A 15,614-nucleotide genomic window follows, 5' to 3' on the forward strand; every position below is an offset into this window, starting at 1 on the left:
CATGGTCGCGCACGATCCCATGCCGGGAATGGAGCGCGAGCTGGCGCTGGCGCTGGCCGAGGAGTTGGTCGACCTGACCCGCTCCCTGGCCGAGCTGGCCTATGACCTGGGCAGCGACAGCGACACGCTGCGCCGCCACATGGTCAGCATCCAGTCGGTCGACCGGATCACCCAGACCCAGCTCGCCATCGCCGACATCCTGCGATCCGACGCGCCGGTGGCCGCGCGGATCGAGGGGGTCACGCTGGAAACGCTGGCGGATCGCCTGCGCGAACGGACCGCGCGCGCCGCCTGACCCCTTATCCGACCCGCCGGGCGATCAGCGCGCGGCCATACGCTCGATCAGCGGGCGCATGCTGCCCAGCCATTGGCGCATCCCGGTGCGGGCCTGCTCGCTCAGGCTCAACAGCGTCAGCCGACGATCGGTCGGATGCGGCGCATTCTCGAACATCCCCATCGACAACAGCATGTTGATCCAGCGGACCGCCGTGGTGCGCGGCACGCCCGAGGCGCGATAGCAGGCGCTGGTTTCCACCTGTCGCCCCTCCTCTTCCTCCAGAAAGACGAAGAGCAGCATGTCGAACGCCGGATCGGCGAACAGCGACGAATCGAAGAAGCGCCCGATCCCCTCGCGCGCGGAGCGGACCACCCGCCCGATCTCGACCGGCGTGATGCGCGCCTCCGCCTCGGAGCGGACCAGGGTTTCCACCGCCTCCAGCTCGGCACGAATCCGCCGCAGCCTGTCGTCGATCCCCTCGGACACAGGTTCCGCCCCGATATCGAAGCGGTCGCTCATGACCTGCATTCCCCAGCCCATTCCATCGATCCCCCAAACCGTCCTTGCGGCGCGTCGCGATATATTCCGGTTATGCCGCGGCGCCACAATTCATGAACGGAAAGATGTCAGCTAATCTGCCCTAAGTTAATCAGAAACTTGTCCGCAAAGGGGCGAATTTGCTCCCGCTTCGGAGCGATCGGCACGGGAGAGTCCGTCGGAAACGCGCTGGAGGCGCGTTTGGGCGGCACCGGCCCGCTCCCCCCACCCGGCCTCCCACAGAATATCCTGAATGGGAGGCCTGCCGCTGAAACGTCAGAAGAACAGCTTGCGCACCGACAGGCGGACGGTGCGCCCGAGCGGATCGAGATAGCCCGGCTGATAGCCGATCGGCACCGTGCCGGTCGAATCGGTCACCCGCTGGCGCTGGTTGAACAGATTGTCGACCGACAGGCTGACCCGCATGCCCCGGACCCAGGGATGCGCGCGGACCAGATCGAGCCGCTGGCCCAGATCGGCGAACAGGCGGAAATCGACCGTCGCCAGGCTGCCGAAGTCGAGCGCCTGCGGATTGGCCGCCGTGCCGCCATTGACCCGCGTCGCGCTGCGCCAGTTGCCCGAGAAACGCAGGCCCAGCCCGTTATTGTTATAGCCCGCCTGCGCCTCCAGCTGGTGGCGCGAGCTGCCGCCGCTCGACCCGACCGCATCGCCGCGCAACAGGTCGAGGACCGGGCCGCCATCGGCGACGGTGACACGGTCGGCGAAGGTCCAGGTGTGATAGAGCGCGAATTGCACACGGCCGCCGCCACGACCGCCGCCGAAGCCGCCGCCTCCGCGAAAACCGCCACCGCCGCCCGGCCCGCGATCCGGTCCGGCACCACCGGGGCCGCCGGGGCCTCCGGGACTACCGGGGCCGCCGCCCGGTCCACCGCCGGGCCCCTCGCCACGTGGACCGTCCGGTCCGCCGGGGCCACCGCGCGCGCCGGGGAAAGCCATCCCCGCAAAGGGATTGGGGCCGGTCCCGGCGCGGAACGCCTCCAGTTCCTTCTGGATCTTGGACTTGATCGGCCTGGAGAAGTTGATCCCCCAGCGCAGCTGCGACCGCTCGGTCCGCGCGAAGTTGATCGGGCGCGAATCGACGCGCAGCAGATTGCCCGCCGCATCGCGGGTGAACCGGTCGGGAAAGGCCGCCTCGATCGCGGCGGTGGGCGTCGGGAAGGACGCGATCGGATCGTCGGTCGAGATGCGGAAATAATTGGCGGTCAGGTTGATGTCGCGGTCGTTCCACGGCTTCACCGTCGCGCCCAGCTTCATGACATGGCGATTGTCCGCGACCAGCGCCGGGTTGCCGCCGCTGACCGACGTCACCGTCGCGGTCGTGCCGCTGACATAGTCGAACAGCCGGACATTGGGTGTGGTGATCGTCGGATTGCCCAGCTGCTGCGGGGTGGGCGCATCCTCCTGATCGGTCCAGGACGCGATGAAGCGCACCCCCTCCAGCGGCGACCAGTTCGCGCCGTAACCGACCGTGGTCAGTGTGCCGAAGTCCGACAGATGATCCGCCCCGCCATTGACGTTCAGCGACAGGTCGCCGATCGCGCTCAGGATGCCGCGATCGCGATTGGCGATGGGGAAGTCGAGATTGACCTGCCCGTTGACGATGTCGCGCGACACCTCGCCGGTCTGGACGGTGCCGAACCGGGTCGAGCGGCTGGAGAAATTATTGGTCTCGCCGCCCAGCTTGACGCTGGCCTGCACGTCGCCCGCAGGCAGCGCGAAGACCCGGCCGTTGAGCAGCGCGTCGATCTCGCCGGTCGAGGAGGTCGACCGCGCATAGTTGCGCGCCGCCAGCCCCAGCCCGTCGAGCGGCCCGAAGGGGTTGGCGGTCGGATCGCCCGCGTTCAACCGCGCCTGAAGCCCCGTCACGTCCAGCCCGGTGTCGGTGGCGACACGGCTTTCGGTCCGGTCATAGGCGCCGGTCAGCGACCAGCGCCACCGGCCCAGATCGCCGTTGAACACGGTGCCCAGATGCGCGGTCAGGCCGGTATTGTCCTGGACCAGCGGGCCATAGGCATCGCTCAACCGGCTGATCGTCGCATTGGTCGACAGCGGGGAGTAGGGATTGCCCGCCGGCAGCGTCAGGCTGGCCGAGGGCAGGCCGTTCCAGCTGTTGCTCTGCGTCGTCTCCAGCTGCGCGTTGAACGAGGCCGCGACCTTGTCGAAGATGTTGCGCGCATAGACGATGTTCGCGCCGAACTGGCGCTGCGCCGATTGCAGCGTGCGATAGGGGGTGACGTCGGTGCTGTTAGCCGGGCTCGCCGCCAGTTGCGCCAGCGTCGGCGCGGCGGTCAGCCCGGTGGGGATGCCGACCACGCTGGGCGTCCGGCCGGTCAGCGCGACCAGCGCCGGATCGCTGCTGACCAGATTGCCGCCCAGCGCCGCGTTGCTGGCGGGGGCGGTGATATCGCGCTCGGCCTCGATCAGCCGCGACGTTTCCTGATAATCGGCATGGATGCTCAGCCGCTTGTCGCGCCGGATGGCCAGCCAGTCGAGCCGCCCCTGCCCCTGCGCCGAGCCACCCTCGGTCGGGGCCAGCGCGATCGCCTCGGCCGCCAGCGAGCGGAAGCGCGGGCGCAGGACGAAGTTCACGACCTTCTGGTCGGGGCGATAGCCGAATTTGAGCGACACTTCCTCGGGCAGGATGTCGACGCGCAGGATCGCCTCGGTCGGCAGGTCACGAATCTCCTGAAAGCCCGCGATGCGCCGTCCGTTGAGCAGGATCACCGGCGACCCGCCGCGCCCGCTGGTCGTCTGCGGCGCGAGTTCGGTCAGCAGGTCGGCGACGCTCGACACGCCATAGCTGCGGATGTCGGCGGGGCTCAGCTGCTGGTCGGGCGGGATGTCGCCCGGCACGGTGCCCGGCGGGCGGCGGCCATTGACGACGACGTCGCCCTCGCCGCCTTCCTCCTCTTCGGCCTCGGCCTGCGGGGCCTGGGCGCCCGAGGTCCGGCCCTGGGGCTTCTCCGCCTGCGGAGCGGTGGCGACCGGGGCGGCGGCCGCATTTCCGGTAGCCGCATTTCCAGTGGCTGGGGCGGGTGTCGCGGCGGTCGGACCTTGCGGCGTCGCGGCCTCCTGCGCCTGTGCGATCGCCGGCATGGCACTCGCCAGCATCAAACCCGCCCAAAGCCGCATCGTTCGCCCTTTTCCCAAATCCTGTCGTTGGGCGTTAGGACGCAAATGTCGCACAAATGTGCCGCCCGCGACGACAAATGTCGCAGGGATGCGGAGCGATGGTCATTCCTCCCCTTGCGGGGAGGAACGGGTCAGCCCGCGAACGCCTTTTCGATCACATAGGCGCCCGGCTGCGCGTTCGAGCCTTCGGGGAAGCCCATGGCCTCGAACCTGGCGCCCAGCGACTTGATCATCTCCATGCTGCCGCACATCATGATCCGGTCGGTCTCGGGGTTGAAGCCGTGCGCGCTGGGGAGCCCGGCGAACAAGCGGCCATCGTCGATCAGCGCGTCGATGCGGCCGGTGGTGTGGAACGGCTCGCGCGTGACGGTCGGGACGTAATGGAACTTCTCCGCCGCAACCTCGCCCACCAGGGGATCCTCGGCCAGCTTGCCCGCCAGCTCGTCGTGGAAGGCCAGGTCGCTGACCCGGCGGACCGAGTGGACGATCACCACCTCGTCGAACATGTCATAGATGTCCGGATCGCGCGCGACCGACAGGAAGGGGGCCAGGCCCGTGCCGGTCGACAGCATGAACAGCCGCTTGCCGGGCAGCAGCGCATCGGCGACCAGCGTGCCGGTGGGCTTGCGGCCCAGATAGATATGGTCGGCCCGGCTGCACCTTTTGCAGCTTGCTGGTCAGGGGGCCGTCCTCGACCTTGATCGACAGGAAGTCGAGCTTCTCGTCATAGGAGGGGCTGGCCACCGAATAGGCGCGGAGCAGCGGCTTGCCGTTGTCGCCCTGCAACCCGATCATCACGAACTCGCCCGAGCGGAAGCGGAAGCTGTCGGGGCGCGAGATCGCGAAGGAGAAGAGATGCTCGTTCCAGTGATGGACGCTCTGAACCGTCTCGACGCTCAGCGCCGCGGTCGGGGTCAGTTCGGGCAGAACAGTATCGGTCGACAAACCACGCACTCCTTGGGGCCCGCCCCGCGCCGCCGGTCGATCGGCGGGCGGGCGAACAGTCAGTTTCGATGAATCGGATGCGCCCTTACCAAGAATAGCGCAGGCTGCCTACAAAGGTCCGCGATGCCCCGTAATAGCAGCCATTGTTGAAGAAACAGCTGGTGATGTGGCGCTTGTCGAACAGATTGGCGACATTGGCGGTCAGGCTCAGCCCCTCCATCGCCGGGCTGACCCGGCCCAGGTCATAGCCCAGCATCAGGTCGGCCAGCCAGTAATCGGGCGACTGGAAACGGCGGACGACCGTCTTCCCGGCCGCGACGGTGGTCGCCGTCCCGTCCGATTCCCCGACATAGCGCAGGCCCGCCCCGATGCTCAGCCCGCCCGGCGCGCCCGCGATACCCGCCTTGCCCAGATCATAGGACAGGAAGCTCGACGCGCTCCATTGCGGCACGCCCAGCGGCCGGGTGCCGGTCACGCCGCTCAGCTGGTCGCCGGTGCCGACCACGGGCGACCCCTGCGTCACGCGCGGATCGGTATAGGTCGCCGCCACCGTCACGTCGAAACCGGGGGCCAGCGTGCCGCGCCCGTCCAGCTCGATCCCGCGGATCGCGACCTCGCCGATCTGCACCTGCGAATTGGTCGGGATATTGCCGGTGCCCGCGTTCGGATCGGCGACCGGCACGTTGCGGCGACGCAGGTCGAAGGCCGACAGGGTGAACAGCGCGGTCGTGCCGCGTGGCTGGTATTTCAGCCCCGCCTCATATTGGCGGCCCGTGACGGGGGTGAAGTTGCGCCCGTCCCAGGTGCTGCCCGTCTGCGGCTCGAAACTCTCCGAATAGCTGGCGAAGGGGGCCAGCCCGAACCGGGTCTCGTACAGCGCGCCCAGCCGGGTGGTGAAGGCGGTCTGGTTCAGGCGCGAGACCGCGTTGGTGTTCAGATTCTGCGTCGTCTGGTTGTAGCTGTCCCAGCGCCCGCTGGCGATCAGTTGCAGCCCGCCGATCGCGATCTGGTCCTGTAGATAGAGGCCGACCTGATCGCGCTTGGTGTAATTGTGCGTCTGGGTGAGCGGGAAGCTGGGCAGCGGCACGCCGTAGACCGGGGCGAACAGGCTGAGGTTGGGGATGTTGAACACCGGGTTCGCGTTCGTGCCGGTGTAGAAGGCCTGATAATTCTCGCCGCGATTATGCTGCCAGTCGACGCCGCCCAGGATGGTGTGCCGGACCGGCCCGGTATCGAGCTTGCCGACCAGGTGATTGTCGACGGTGAAGGTCTGGAACGCCTCGTCCGACCCGCCGCCGCCGCGTTGCAGGGTAGAGAGGTCGCTGTTCGCATTGGCGCCGGTGCCGCGCGTCAGGAAGCCCGATCCATAGATTTGCCGATAATGCAGCCCGATCGCCAGATAGCGCGCGTTCGTCGTCCAGCTCAGCCGGTCGTTCAGGTCGTGGCGGAACAGGATCGTCGCCGATTTCTGCGTCCGGTCGAACGCCTCATAGGACGGCTCCGACGTGTTGAAATCGACCGGCAGCACACCGAACGGATTGGGCAGCGCCGAGCCATAGACGGGCACACCGCTATACGACCCCGATTCGGGATCGCGCTGATAGTTGAGGATCAGCGTGACGCTGGTCGCCTTGTCGGGCGCGAAGGTCAGCATCGGCCGCGCATAGTAACGGCGATTGGCGGTGGATCGGATGAAGCCGTCCGATTCCTCGGCCCCCGCGATCATCCGGAACAGCCAGCGATTGTCGGCGTCGAGCGGCTGGTTCACGTCGATGCTGGAGCGCAGCAGCGCGTAATTGCCCGCCGCCAGCTCGATCCGGCCGCCCGCCCCGGCATAGGGCAGCTTGCTGGTCAGGTTGATCAGCCCGCCCGGCGTGCCCGAGCCATAGGTGACGCCCGCCGGGCCCTTCACCACATCGACCGATTCGACCAGATGGAAGTCGACCTGCGGAATGGCATAGACGCCGCCCAGCAGGCGCATCCCGTCCATGAACACGCCGGGCGAAAAGCCGCGCAGATAGAGCTGGTCGTACCGGGTCGCGACATTGCCGCGCTGGTTGGGCGCGACCCCCGCGACATAGCCCAGCGCCTGGTTGATCGACAGCGCGTTGCGTCGGGTCAGTTCCCCCTGGTCGATGACCGTGATGCTCTGCGCCGTGGCGATCAGCGGAATGTCGGTCTTGGTGCCCGAGGCCGCGCTCTTCTTCTCGCGCTGTCCCTCGACCACGATCTCCTCGTTGCGCAGCCGCTGGGGATCGTCGTCCCCCGGAGTGGGCGCGGCGATGGCAGGTTTGGCGATGGCGGGCCCGGCGACGCCGACAAGGGCGCCCGTGGCGCAGGCCGCCAGCCATGCCGCACGAAATCTCCGCATGATATTTCCCTTAACCGCTATTGATAGTGACTCTCAAATGCTGCTAAAGCGATGACATCGAGATGACAAGGGGAAAGCGCGGGTGGCGTCACGCCAGGCCATGGACGGACAGGCTCCTTCGGGGTGGCGCGGTGGCGTCGCCATGGGCTGTCGCTGGCTGACCGCTGCGGTCGGCGGCTATGGATTCGTGGTGGCCGCCGCGATGCTGACCGCGCGCATCCTGCCGGTGTCGGACGCGCAGTCGCGGGTCGAGGCGACCGGATGGCCGATGATCCTGTCCTTCCTGGTCTATGCGGGCGTCGGGCTGTGGGCGCTGCACGAGATAAGGCTGGCGCGCGTTGCCGCGGTGATCTGGGGCGGCGCGCTGGTCATGGCGGCGCTGCTCTGGTGGCTGGGGGTCCGCGCGTGAGCGAGGCGGCGGCCCCGGTGCAGCGCGGCTGGCGGCAGACCATGGCCTGGGCGCATGGCTGGCTGGGCCTGATCGCCGGGTGGATCCTGTTCACCATGTTCCTGACCGGGACCTCGGCCTATTTCCGCCCCGAAATCACCCAGTGGATGCAGCCCGAGATCCGCCCCGCCGTCGCGACCCCGGCACAGGCGGCGACTTCGGCGGTCCGCCACCTCGCGCGGGTCGGCAGCGACGACCTGCAATGGTATATCTATCTGCCCGACGCGCGGACGATCGCCACCCGCGTCTTCCGCATCCCCGCCAAGCCCGATCCCAAGGCGCGCGGGACCGAGCTGGACCTCGATCCGGTCAGCGGCGCGCCCCTGACCGCGCGCGAGACGCGCGGGGGCGAGCATTTCTATCGCTTCCACTTCCAGCTGCAATTGCCGTACCCCTGGGGCCGCTGGCTGGCGGGGCTGTGCGCGATGGCGATGCTGGGCGCGATCATCTCGGGCGTGATCACCCACAAGCGGATCTTCGCCGACTTCTTCACATTGCGCTGGAACAAGGGGCAGCGAAGCTGGCTCGACGCGCACAACGTCACCGCCGTGCTCGGCCTGCCTTATCATGCGATGATCACCTATACCGGGCTGATCACCCTGATTACCATGTACATGCCGTACCCGATCGTGATGAACTACGCCAAGCCCGCGCAGTTCGTCCAGACCGCCTATGGCCAGCCCGACGACGTGCCCGCCAGCGGCGTGCGCCGTCCGCTCGTGGCGATCGCGCCGCTGATCCAGGATGCCGAGCGCCGTCTGGGCGGCCCCGCCACCCGCGTCATCGTCGCCAATCCGGGCGACGCCGCCGCGCGCGTGACGATCGCGCAGGCCAAGCATGGCGCGATCAGCGCGCAGACCCCGATCGTCGTCTATGAGGGCGCGACCGGCCGGTTCCTCAGCCGGAGCGGCGCGCCCGCCTCGGCGATCCAGACGGCGGGCGTCCTGCTGGGCCTGCACCTGGCGCAATTCGCCGGGCCCGCGCTGCGCTGGGCCTATTTCGTCATGGGGCTGACCGGCGCGGCGATGGTCGGCACCGGGCTGCTGCTCTGGACCGCCAAGCGGCGCAAGCCGGGCGCGGCGCCCTTTTTCGGGCTTCGGCTGGCCGAGCGGCTGAACATCGCGGTCATCGCCGCCTTCCCGTGCGGCATGGCGGCCTATCTCCTCGCCAACCGGCTGATCCCGGCGGGGATGGCGGGTCGCGCCGATATGGAAGTGTCGGCGATGTTCTGGACCTGGGGCCTGCTCGCGCTCGCCCAGCTCGGCCTGCCCGCGCGGCGTGCCTGGACGATCCTGTTCGGCGTCGCAGGCCTGTTCTGGAGCGCGATCCCGGTCGTCAACGCGCTGACCGACACCCGCTGGCTGATCCCGTCGCTGCTCGACGGGGATCAGGTCTTCCTCGCCTTCGATCTCGCCTGCCTCGCCATCGGTGCCGGTTTCGCCGTCGCCGCGCGGGTCAGCGCGCGTCCCGCCGCCCGTACTCCCACACGGACCCGCCGCTTTTCGGAGCCTGCCCATGCTTGATACGATCGCCCTGTGCCTTGTCGGCTTCTGGTTGCTTGCCGCCGGTTCCCATCGCCACGCGCGCGACGCCGGGACGCTGCACGATGCCCGGCTTCGCACCGGGTTGAAGCTGCTCGGCGCGACGGTGCTGCTGCTCGCCTTGTGGGGCAGCGGCACGGCGATCACGGGCGAGCGGATCGTGCGGCTGGCGGGGGCGGCCTCGATCGCGGGCGTCGCGCTCAACCTGATCCTGTCGGTGCGCGCGCATGCGGCCTTCGCCCCCTTGCGCGCGGTCAACCGGCTTGTGGGTCGAACACCGACCAGCCGGTCCGCTGCACCAGCCGTTCGAGCGCCAGCGTACCAAGCTGCGAATTCCCGCGCGCGTTGAGCCCCGGCGACCATACGGCGATCGAGGCCCGGCCGGGCACGATCGCCAATATGCCGCCCCCCACTCCCGACTTGCCCGGCAGGCCGACGCGAAAGGCGAACTCGCCCGATCCGTCATAATGGCCGCAGCTCATCATCAGCGCGTTGATCCGCCGCGCCCGCTGCGGTGACACCACCGAGCGCCCCGTCCCCGGATGAAGGCCCCGCGCCATCAGATAGCGCCCGGCGAGCGCCAGCTGCCGACAACTCATGGCGAGCGCGCAGAAATGGAAATAGACGCCCAGCACCCGGTCGACCGGATGGTGGAGATTGCCGAAGGCGCGCATGTAATGCGCCAGCGCCTGGTTGCGGTGCCCCGTCTCCATCTCGGCCTGCGCCACGGCGGCGTCGATGACGATGTCGTCCTCTCCGGTCAGCGCGCGGACGAAGCGCAGCATCTCGCCGATCGCCTCGCGCGGTTCATAACCGCCCAGCAGCACGTCGGCGACGACGATCGCGCCCGCATTGATGAACGGGTTGCGCGGGATGCCCTGTTCGGTTTCCAACTGCACGATCGAGTTGAACGCGGTGCCCGACGGCTCGCGCCCCACCCGCCGCCAAAGCTGGTCGCCGACCGCGCCCAGCGCCAGGGTCAGCGCGAAGACCTTGGAGATGCTCTGGATCGAGAAGCTCTCCTCGGCATCGCCCGCCAGATGGCATTGGCCGTCCGCCTCGACGATGGCGATACCGAACCGGCGCGGATCGATGCCCGCCAGCGCGGGGATGTAATCGGCCGGTTTGCCCCGGTCGGGGGCCTCCGCCATCTCGGCGGCGATGTCGGCGACGATGGCGGACAGGTCCATGGCGCCGTCGTGCCGTGCGCGCGACACTTTGTCGAGCGCCGCGAACCCGTCACAAACCGCCGCTAGGGAGCCGTCGCTTCCTCCCCAAGCCCGACGACGGACCGACAGCAACGCCATGCGCGACAGGGACACGCCCCCGCCCGCCCCCGGATTCTGGACCCTTGCCGGGGTCGAGGCATGGGAGCGATTCGCGATTCAGGGCGCCAAGTCGCTCCTTACCCTGTTCCTGCTGACCGACCTGCTGCGCCCCTCGGGGCCGCCGGTCCTCGGTCTGGCCGGATTGCGCGCCGCGATCGAGGGGGTGACGGGGACGCGAGGCGACATCGCCTTCGCCTCGCAGCTTTACGGACTGTACGGCGCGCTGACCTATCTGATCCTGCCGCTGGGCGGATGGCTGGCGGATCGCAGCGGGCGGCGGCGGGTCGCGATGTTCGTCGGCGCGGGGCTGATGGCGGCGGGGCTGGTCGCGCTGACGGGGCGGCCCTTGGCGCTGGTCGGGCTGGGGTTGCTGGTCGGTGGGATCGGGCTGCTCAAGGGTAATCTGGCCGCCGAGGTCGGCGCGCTGCGCGGGTCGGCGGGGGGCGAGCGGCTGTTCGCGGCCTATCTGGCGTTCCTCAACGGCGGCGCGCTGCTCGGGCCGCTGCTGTGCGGCTGGCTGGCCGAGCGGTACGGGTTCGGCACCGCCTTCGCGGCAATGGCGGCGAGCATGGCGGTGGCCGTGCTGCTGCTGCGCGCCGCCCCCCGCGTCACGGTCCCAGCGGCGGCGCAGGACGATGGCGCGGCCGTCGCGTGGCGACAGGTGGTGCCCGCCATCGTCGCCGTCACCTTGTGCTTCTGCGCCTATGAGCAGCTGACCAATATCGTGCTGGTCTGGGCCGAGGCGCGGGTCGCGCTGTCGGTCGGCGGGTTCGCCGTGCCGCCCGGCTGGCTGGCGGCGGCGGACGGACTGTTCACCATCGCGCTGGCGCTGGGAGCGTATCGGCTCTGGCCTTGGCTCGCGCGGCGGCGGTGCGAGCCCGCTGCGGGGATCAAGCTGGCGCTGGGCGGCGTAGCGATCGCGCTCGGCTATGGCCTGATCGCGCTGCTGTCGATGCGGGTCGGCGCGGTGGGGCTGGCGGGGCCGCTGGCGGCGATCCTGCTGCTCGGCATCGGCGTGGTGCTGTCCTGGCCCTCGGCGCTGGCGATCGTCACCGCCGCCGCGCCGCCCGGCCGGCGGGGGATGATGACCGGGCTATTCTATCTCCACGGCTTCGTCGCGCATCTGGTCGTGGGGCAGCTGGGCACGCTCTATCCGGTGATGAGCGCGCCCAGCTTCTGGATGATCCATGTCGCGCTGGCGCTGGCGGGCGCCGCCACCGCGCTCGCCATTCCGCGCGGTCAGGCGACGACGACCTCCACCGCCGACAGCGCCTCGGCATAAGCGGGCGACAGCGGCACGTCGGTCACCAGCATGGCGACGCCGTCGAGCGCGGCGACCTGGACGGTGCCGTGGCGGTCGAACTTGCTGGCATCGGCCGCGATCACGGTGCGGCGGGCGCGCGCGATCATCATCCGGCACACCGCCGCCTCGCCCGCATGATAATCGGCAAAGCCATGGTCGAGATTGACCGATTCGACCGACAGGATCGCCAGCGAGGGCGTGAACATCGCCAGATAGTCGCGCGCCGTCGCGTCGAAACAGGCGCGATATTCGTAATCCAGCTCGCCCCCGGCCAGCAGCACCCGGTTGTCGTTGCGCCCGCCCAGCTCGGCGGCGACCCCCACCGCATTGGTGATGACGGTCAGCCGCTGGTGATCGCGCAGCGCGCGGGCGACATAATGGCCGGTGGTGCTGGCATCGATATACAGGGTCTGGCCGTCCGCGACGATCTGCGCCACCGCGGCCGCGATCCGCTGCTTGGCCTCGGCATGGCGTTGCAGGCGGGTGGCGAACGAGCCCTCCGTCTCCACCTTGGCCAGCCGCACCGCGCCGTGCGCGCGCACGACCGCGCCCGATGCCTCCAGCACGCGCAGTTCGCGCCGGATCGTCTCCTCGGACACCGACAGCGCCGCCGCCAGATCGCCGATCCCGCGGAAATTCCCCTCTCCGAGTAGCGCCACGATCTCGGTCTGGCGGCGCTGGCGTTTCATCATGGCTGTTCGGGCTCCTGCTATCGGGGTCATGCTAGACGGCGGGGCGTTTCGGTCAATCGGCCGTCGCATCCGGCCAGAAACGCCACAGGCCGCACACAAAGACGCCGATGGCTTTGCGGGCCATCGGCGTGAGGTGCGCTCCGATACCCGCGGGGGGGCGCGTATCGGATCGGGGAGAAGCATCGGGTCAGAAGGCGTAGGTCAGGTTCAACATGTAGATGCGCCCCGTCTCGACATAGCCGCCCTTGCGGTCGTTCGAGAGATAGGCCTTCCGCTCGCTGGTCGTCGCCCAGTAGCTATGCTCGTTGAACAGGTTCTGCACCGACATGCCGACCGTCAGGCCCGAGGGCAGGACATAGTTGACGATCAGGTTGGAGATCGTCGTCGGCTGGATATAGGTGTCCGGGCGGCTGGAGCGCAGATCGTACAGGCGGTCGCCGGTGTAATTGTAGTTCCACTCCGCCGACAGGCCGCCATGGCTGTAGAACAGCGCGGCGTTGTACATGATCTTGGGCGCCTGGGTCATGCGCTGGTCGCGCATCTGGCCGTTGACGAAGACGCGCGCATTGGCGCGCTGCACCGTGACATTGGCCTGGAGGCCCAGCCCGTCGAGCAGTCCCGGCAGCCCCTTCAGCGCATAGCGGCCGAACAGTTCGACACCATAGATCTTGCCGGTGGCGTTGGTGGTCAGGCTCGACACCTCGACCCCGCCCTGCTGTTCCGACTGCGGGTTGCCCCAGATGTTATAATCGCCGGTCGCGTTGGTGGTGCCGGTCGCGAACAGGACGTGGTTCAGTTGCTTGTAGAAGGGGCTGATCGAGAAGAAGTCGGTGCCCTGCCCCTTATATTCGACCGAGGCGTCGTAGTTCCACGAGGTCTGGGCATTCAGATTGGGGTTGGGGATGAACACCCCCGTCACCTCGCCCAGATCGTTGCGGGTCACCTGCGTCGGCCCGAGCAGCAGGTCGAAGGCAGGCCGCGAATAGCTCTTCCGGATCGAGGCGCGGATGACCATGTCGTCGTTCGGCCGGTAATTGGCGATGACGCTGGGCAGCCACATGTCGTAGTTGCGGCTGGAGGTCGCGAACTTGCCGGTGTCGTTGCCCTGGTCCTGCCAATAGGTGCCCTTGAACCGGTTATATTCGTAGCGCAGGCCCGGCACGACCTGAAGGTCGCCGAACTGCATCGTCGCCATGGCATAGCCGCTCAGCCGGTTCTCGCGACCGTCGAGGCGGTTCTCCTTCAGCTTGACCGGATCGAGATTGGCGAGCTTGGGCGTCGAGAGCTGGCGGACCTGGTTCTCGATATAGCCGGTGTCGATCAGGAAGATCGGCACCTGCGCGGCATTGTTCATGAACCCGCCGAGCATCCGGCCGGGCAGCGAGGTCAGCGCAGGGCCGGTCGCGGCGTAACGCGGCGAATTGCTGCCGTCCGCATTGGGGAAGGTATATTGCAGCGCGCCGTCATCGCCCAGCGCATTGGCGTAACGCTTGGCATCCTCGACCTTGGCGCCCGCCGAGATGGACACCAGACCCTGGTCGGCATGATGCCAGGTCGTGTCGAACTGTCCCTCCAGGCGGCGTTCCCAGGTGTTCTCGAACTGCTGGGTGACATACCATTGCTTCAGCTTGGTCAGGTCGCTCAGATAGGCGCGCGCCGCGTCGGTCAGCACGACCTGCGGAAAGGTGCGCTGGCCGATCGAGGTGACCATGCGGTAATTGGCGACGCCCGTATTGTCGGCGGTGCCGATATAGGGACGGCCCGCAAAGCCCGACTGGATGCGCAAGGGATAATCCTGCGATCCGCGCGAATAGGCGCCGTGATAGTCGAAAGTGAAGTCGCCCGAACGGGTCTGGCCGCCCAGCTTGGTCGTCACCAGTTCCTGGTTGCTGTGCTCGGTGCGGAAATAATGCGTCGCGGTCAGGCCGTAATCGGCGCGATAGCCGGCGGCGTCGTACGAGCCCTTGTTGGGGTTCGGGTTGATCTGGTCGGGGGCCAGGCTGGTCTGGCGCAGCGCGGTCTGGTCCATCCAGCTCTTCAGCTGGTAGCGGCCATAGGTGGAATGCAGGTACAGGTCGGTGCTCTCGCCCTTCCAGTCGAGGTTCAGCGTCCCGCCCATCCGCTCGATGCGGTTGCGGAACGACTGCCACTGGACACCGCGCGCGAACAGATTGTCCAGATTGTCGCGGATCATGCCCGGGATGTTGGTGTTGTACTTTTCCCAGTCATGCTGGACCGCGGTCGACTCGCCCAGCACATGCTTCAGCCCGTAATAGGCCGAGGCATAGATGCCGAAATTGCCGAAGCGCTGCGCGGTCTCGACCTGCGCGGTGCCGCCCCAGGGGTCCTCGCCGCGCGCGACGGCACGGCCCGCCACCTGGCCCTGCAGGCGGATCTGGCTGCGATGGTTGGGCAGGTCGAAGGCGGTGATCGGCACCATGTCGATGATACCCGCGATCGCGTCGCCATCGTACTTGGCGGTCGGCGCCTTGTCGACGCGCACCGTCTGGAGCGAGAAGGGCGACAACAGGTTCATCGAGATGGCGCGGGTGCGCGCATCGGTCTGCGCCAGCCGCACGCCGTCGAGCGAATAGGCGTTGTACGAGGTGTCGAGACCGCGGATCGAGACATATTGCGCCTCGCCCGTCGCCGCCGCGTTGCGCGACTGGTCCACCGACGAGCTGATGCCCGGCAGGCGGGTCAGCAGGTCGGCCAGATTCTGCTGCGGCTGGAGGCGCAGTTCCTCGCCCGAGACGACGGTGGCCAGCGACTGGCTGCGCAGCTGTTCGTCCTGCGCGTCGACCACCGCCTGGCGATGGCCCTTGACGACCACATCCTCGCCGACCTGCGGATCGGTGTCGGTGACGGTCGGCGCATTGGCCGTGGCGATCGGATCGGTCGGATCGGCGGCCAGCGCCGGAGCGGCCAGCATCAGCGTGGCGGCGGTGCCGCACAATAGGCGCACGACATGCGCCCGCTTGAACGAAGCGGTCATGGTTTTCCCCCTGGGACATCGTGA

Annotated in this window: 11 protein-coding genes and 1 pseudogene; 5 read left to right on the forward strand and 7 right to left on the reverse strand. The window is 68.3% G+C overall.

Annotated features, from left to right (window positions below):
• The first annotated feature begins 1 nt into the window (after window position 1).
• Entirely contained in the window at window positions 2-295 is a 294-nt protein-coding gene (locus QE385_RS08940; RefSeq protein WP_307104648.1) for a hypothetical protein, read from the forward strand.
• Window positions 296-319: 24 nt separating this feature from the next.
• Here the strand turns inward: QE385_RS08940 and QE385_RS08945 are convergent, their stop codons facing one another.
• The 4 genes and pseudogenes from QE385_RS08945 to QE385_RS08960 form a co-directional block, all read right to left on the reverse strand.
• Entirely contained in the window at window positions 320-796 is a 477-nt protein-coding gene (locus tag QE385_RS08945; RefSeq protein WP_307101026.1) for a hypothetical protein, read from the reverse strand.
• A gap of 294 nt (window positions 797-1,090) precedes the next feature.
• Window positions 1,091-3,967 carry a TonB-dependent receptor gene (locus tag QE385_RS08950; protein WP_307101028.1) on the reverse strand — a complete coding sequence of 959 codons (2,877 nt, stop codon included), beginning with the start codon at window positions 3,965-3,967 and terminating at the stop codon, window positions 1,091-1,093.
• Between the two features lie 131 nt (window positions 3,968-4,098).
• Window positions 4,099-4,912, reverse strand: a pseudogene (locus QE385_RS08955) (ferredoxin--NADP reductase).
• Between the two features lie 85 nt (window positions 4,913-4,997).
• Window positions 4,998-7,283, reverse strand: a complete 2,286-nt coding sequence (locus QE385_RS08960) for a TonB-dependent siderophore receptor (RefSeq protein WP_307101031.1) — start codon at window positions 7,281-7,283, stop codon at window positions 4,998-5,000.
• Between the two features lie 82 nt (window positions 7,284-7,365).
• On the opposite strand from QE385_RS08960, the gene QE385_RS08965 reads away from it, so the two are divergent.
• The 3 genes from QE385_RS08965 to QE385_RS08975 are packed head-to-tail and all read left to right on the forward strand — an operon-like array spanning window position 7,366 to window position 9,621.
• Window positions 7,366-7,692 (forward strand): hypothetical protein, encoded by a 327-nt coding sequence (locus QE385_RS08965; RefSeq protein ID WP_307101034.1) that lies wholly within the window; start codon window positions 7,366-7,368, stop codon window positions 7,690-7,692.
• On the forward strand, window positions 7,689-9,254 hold the full coding sequence (locus QE385_RS08970) for a PepSY domain-containing protein (protein ID WP_307101036.1): 1,566 nt from the start codon (window positions 7,689-7,691) through the stop codon (window positions 9,252-9,254). The genes QE385_RS08965 and QE385_RS08970 overlap by 4 nt, the downstream gene beginning before the upstream one ends.
• Window positions 9,247-9,621, forward strand: coding sequence for a hypothetical protein (locus QE385_RS08975; protein WP_307101038.1), 375 nt, complete (start codon window positions 9,247-9,249; stop codon window positions 9,619-9,621). The genes QE385_RS08970 and QE385_RS08975 overlap by 8 nt, the downstream gene beginning before the upstream one ends.
• Here the strand turns inward: QE385_RS08975 and QE385_RS08980 are convergent.
• Complete coding sequence (locus tag QE385_RS08980) at window positions 9,527-10,462, reverse strand: glutaminase (protein WP_307101040.1); 936 nt, start codon at window positions 10,460-10,462, stop codon at window positions 9,527-9,529. The two genes, QE385_RS08975 and QE385_RS08980, sit on opposite strands and share 95 nt — an antisense overlap.
• A gap of 115 nt (window positions 10,463-10,577) precedes the next feature.
• Here QE385_RS08980 and QE385_RS08985 point away from each other — a divergent pair, with 115 nt between their 5' ends.
• Window positions 10,578-11,882: an MFS transporter gene (locus QE385_RS08985; RefSeq protein ID WP_307101042.1), complete on the forward strand. Its 1,305-nt coding sequence runs from the start codon at window positions 10,578-10,580 to the stop codon at window positions 11,880-11,882.
• On the opposite strand, the gene QE385_RS08990 is transcribed toward QE385_RS08985, so the two are convergent.
• Both QE385_RS08990 and QE385_RS08995 read right to left on the reverse strand, forming a co-directional pair.
• On the reverse strand, window positions 11,840-12,595 hold the full coding sequence (locus tag QE385_RS08990) for a DeoR/GlpR family DNA-binding transcription regulator (protein ID WP_307101044.1): 756 nt from the start codon (window positions 12,593-12,595) through the stop codon (window positions 11,840-11,842). The two genes, QE385_RS08985 and QE385_RS08990, sit on opposite strands and share 43 nt — an antisense overlap.
• Window positions 12,596-12,782: 187 nt before the next feature.
• Complete coding sequence (locus QE385_RS08995) at window positions 12,783-15,590, reverse strand: TonB-dependent receptor (RefSeq protein WP_307101046.1); 2,808 nt, start codon at window positions 15,588-15,590, stop codon at window positions 12,783-12,785.
• Window positions 15,591-15,614: the final 24 nt, after the last annotated feature.

The organism is Sphingomonas sp. SORGH_AS_0950, assembly GCF_030818415.1.
In the GTDB taxonomy this organism is placed as follows: domain Bacteria; phylum Pseudomonadota; class Alphaproteobacteria; order Sphingomonadales; family Sphingomonadaceae; genus Sphingomonas.

Bases quoted from the DNA above. Each gene is read 5' to 3' on its own strand.
- QE385_RS08940 (WP_307104648.1), top strand. From the start codon at position 2: ATGGTCGCGCACGATCCCATGCCGGGAATGGAGCGCGAGCTGGCGCTG.
- QE385_RS08985 (WP_307101042.1), top strand. From the start codon at position 10,578: ATGCGCGACAGGGACACGCCCCCGCCCGCCCCCGGATTCTGGACCCTT.
- QE385_RS08990 (WP_307101044.1), bottom strand. From the start codon at position 12,595: ATGATGAAACGCCAGCGCCGCCAGACCGAGATCGTGGCGCTACTCGGA.
- QE385_RS08980 (WP_307101040.1), bottom strand. From the start codon at position 10,462: ATGGACCTGTCCGCCATCGTCGCCGACATCGCCGCCGAGATGGCGGAG.
- QE385_RS08975 (WP_307101038.1), top strand. From the start codon at position 9,247: ATGCTTGATACGATCGCCCTGTGCCTTGTCGGCTTCTGGTTGCTTGCC.
- QE385_RS08995 (WP_307101046.1), bottom strand. From the start codon at position 15,590: ATGACCGCTTCGTTCAAGCGGGCGCATGTCGTGCGCCTATTGTGCGGC.
- QE385_RS08950 (WP_307101028.1), bottom strand. From the start codon at position 3,967: ATGCGGCTTTGGGCGGGTTTGATGCTGGCGAGTGCCATGCCGGCGATC.
- QE385_RS08945 (WP_307101026.1), bottom strand. From the start codon at position 796: ATGAGCGACCGCTTCGATATCGGGGCGGAACCTGTGTCCGAGGGGATC.
- QE385_RS08960 (WP_307101031.1), bottom strand. From the start codon at position 7,283: ATGCGGAGATTTCGTGCGGCATGGCTGGCGGCCTGCGCCACGGGCGCC.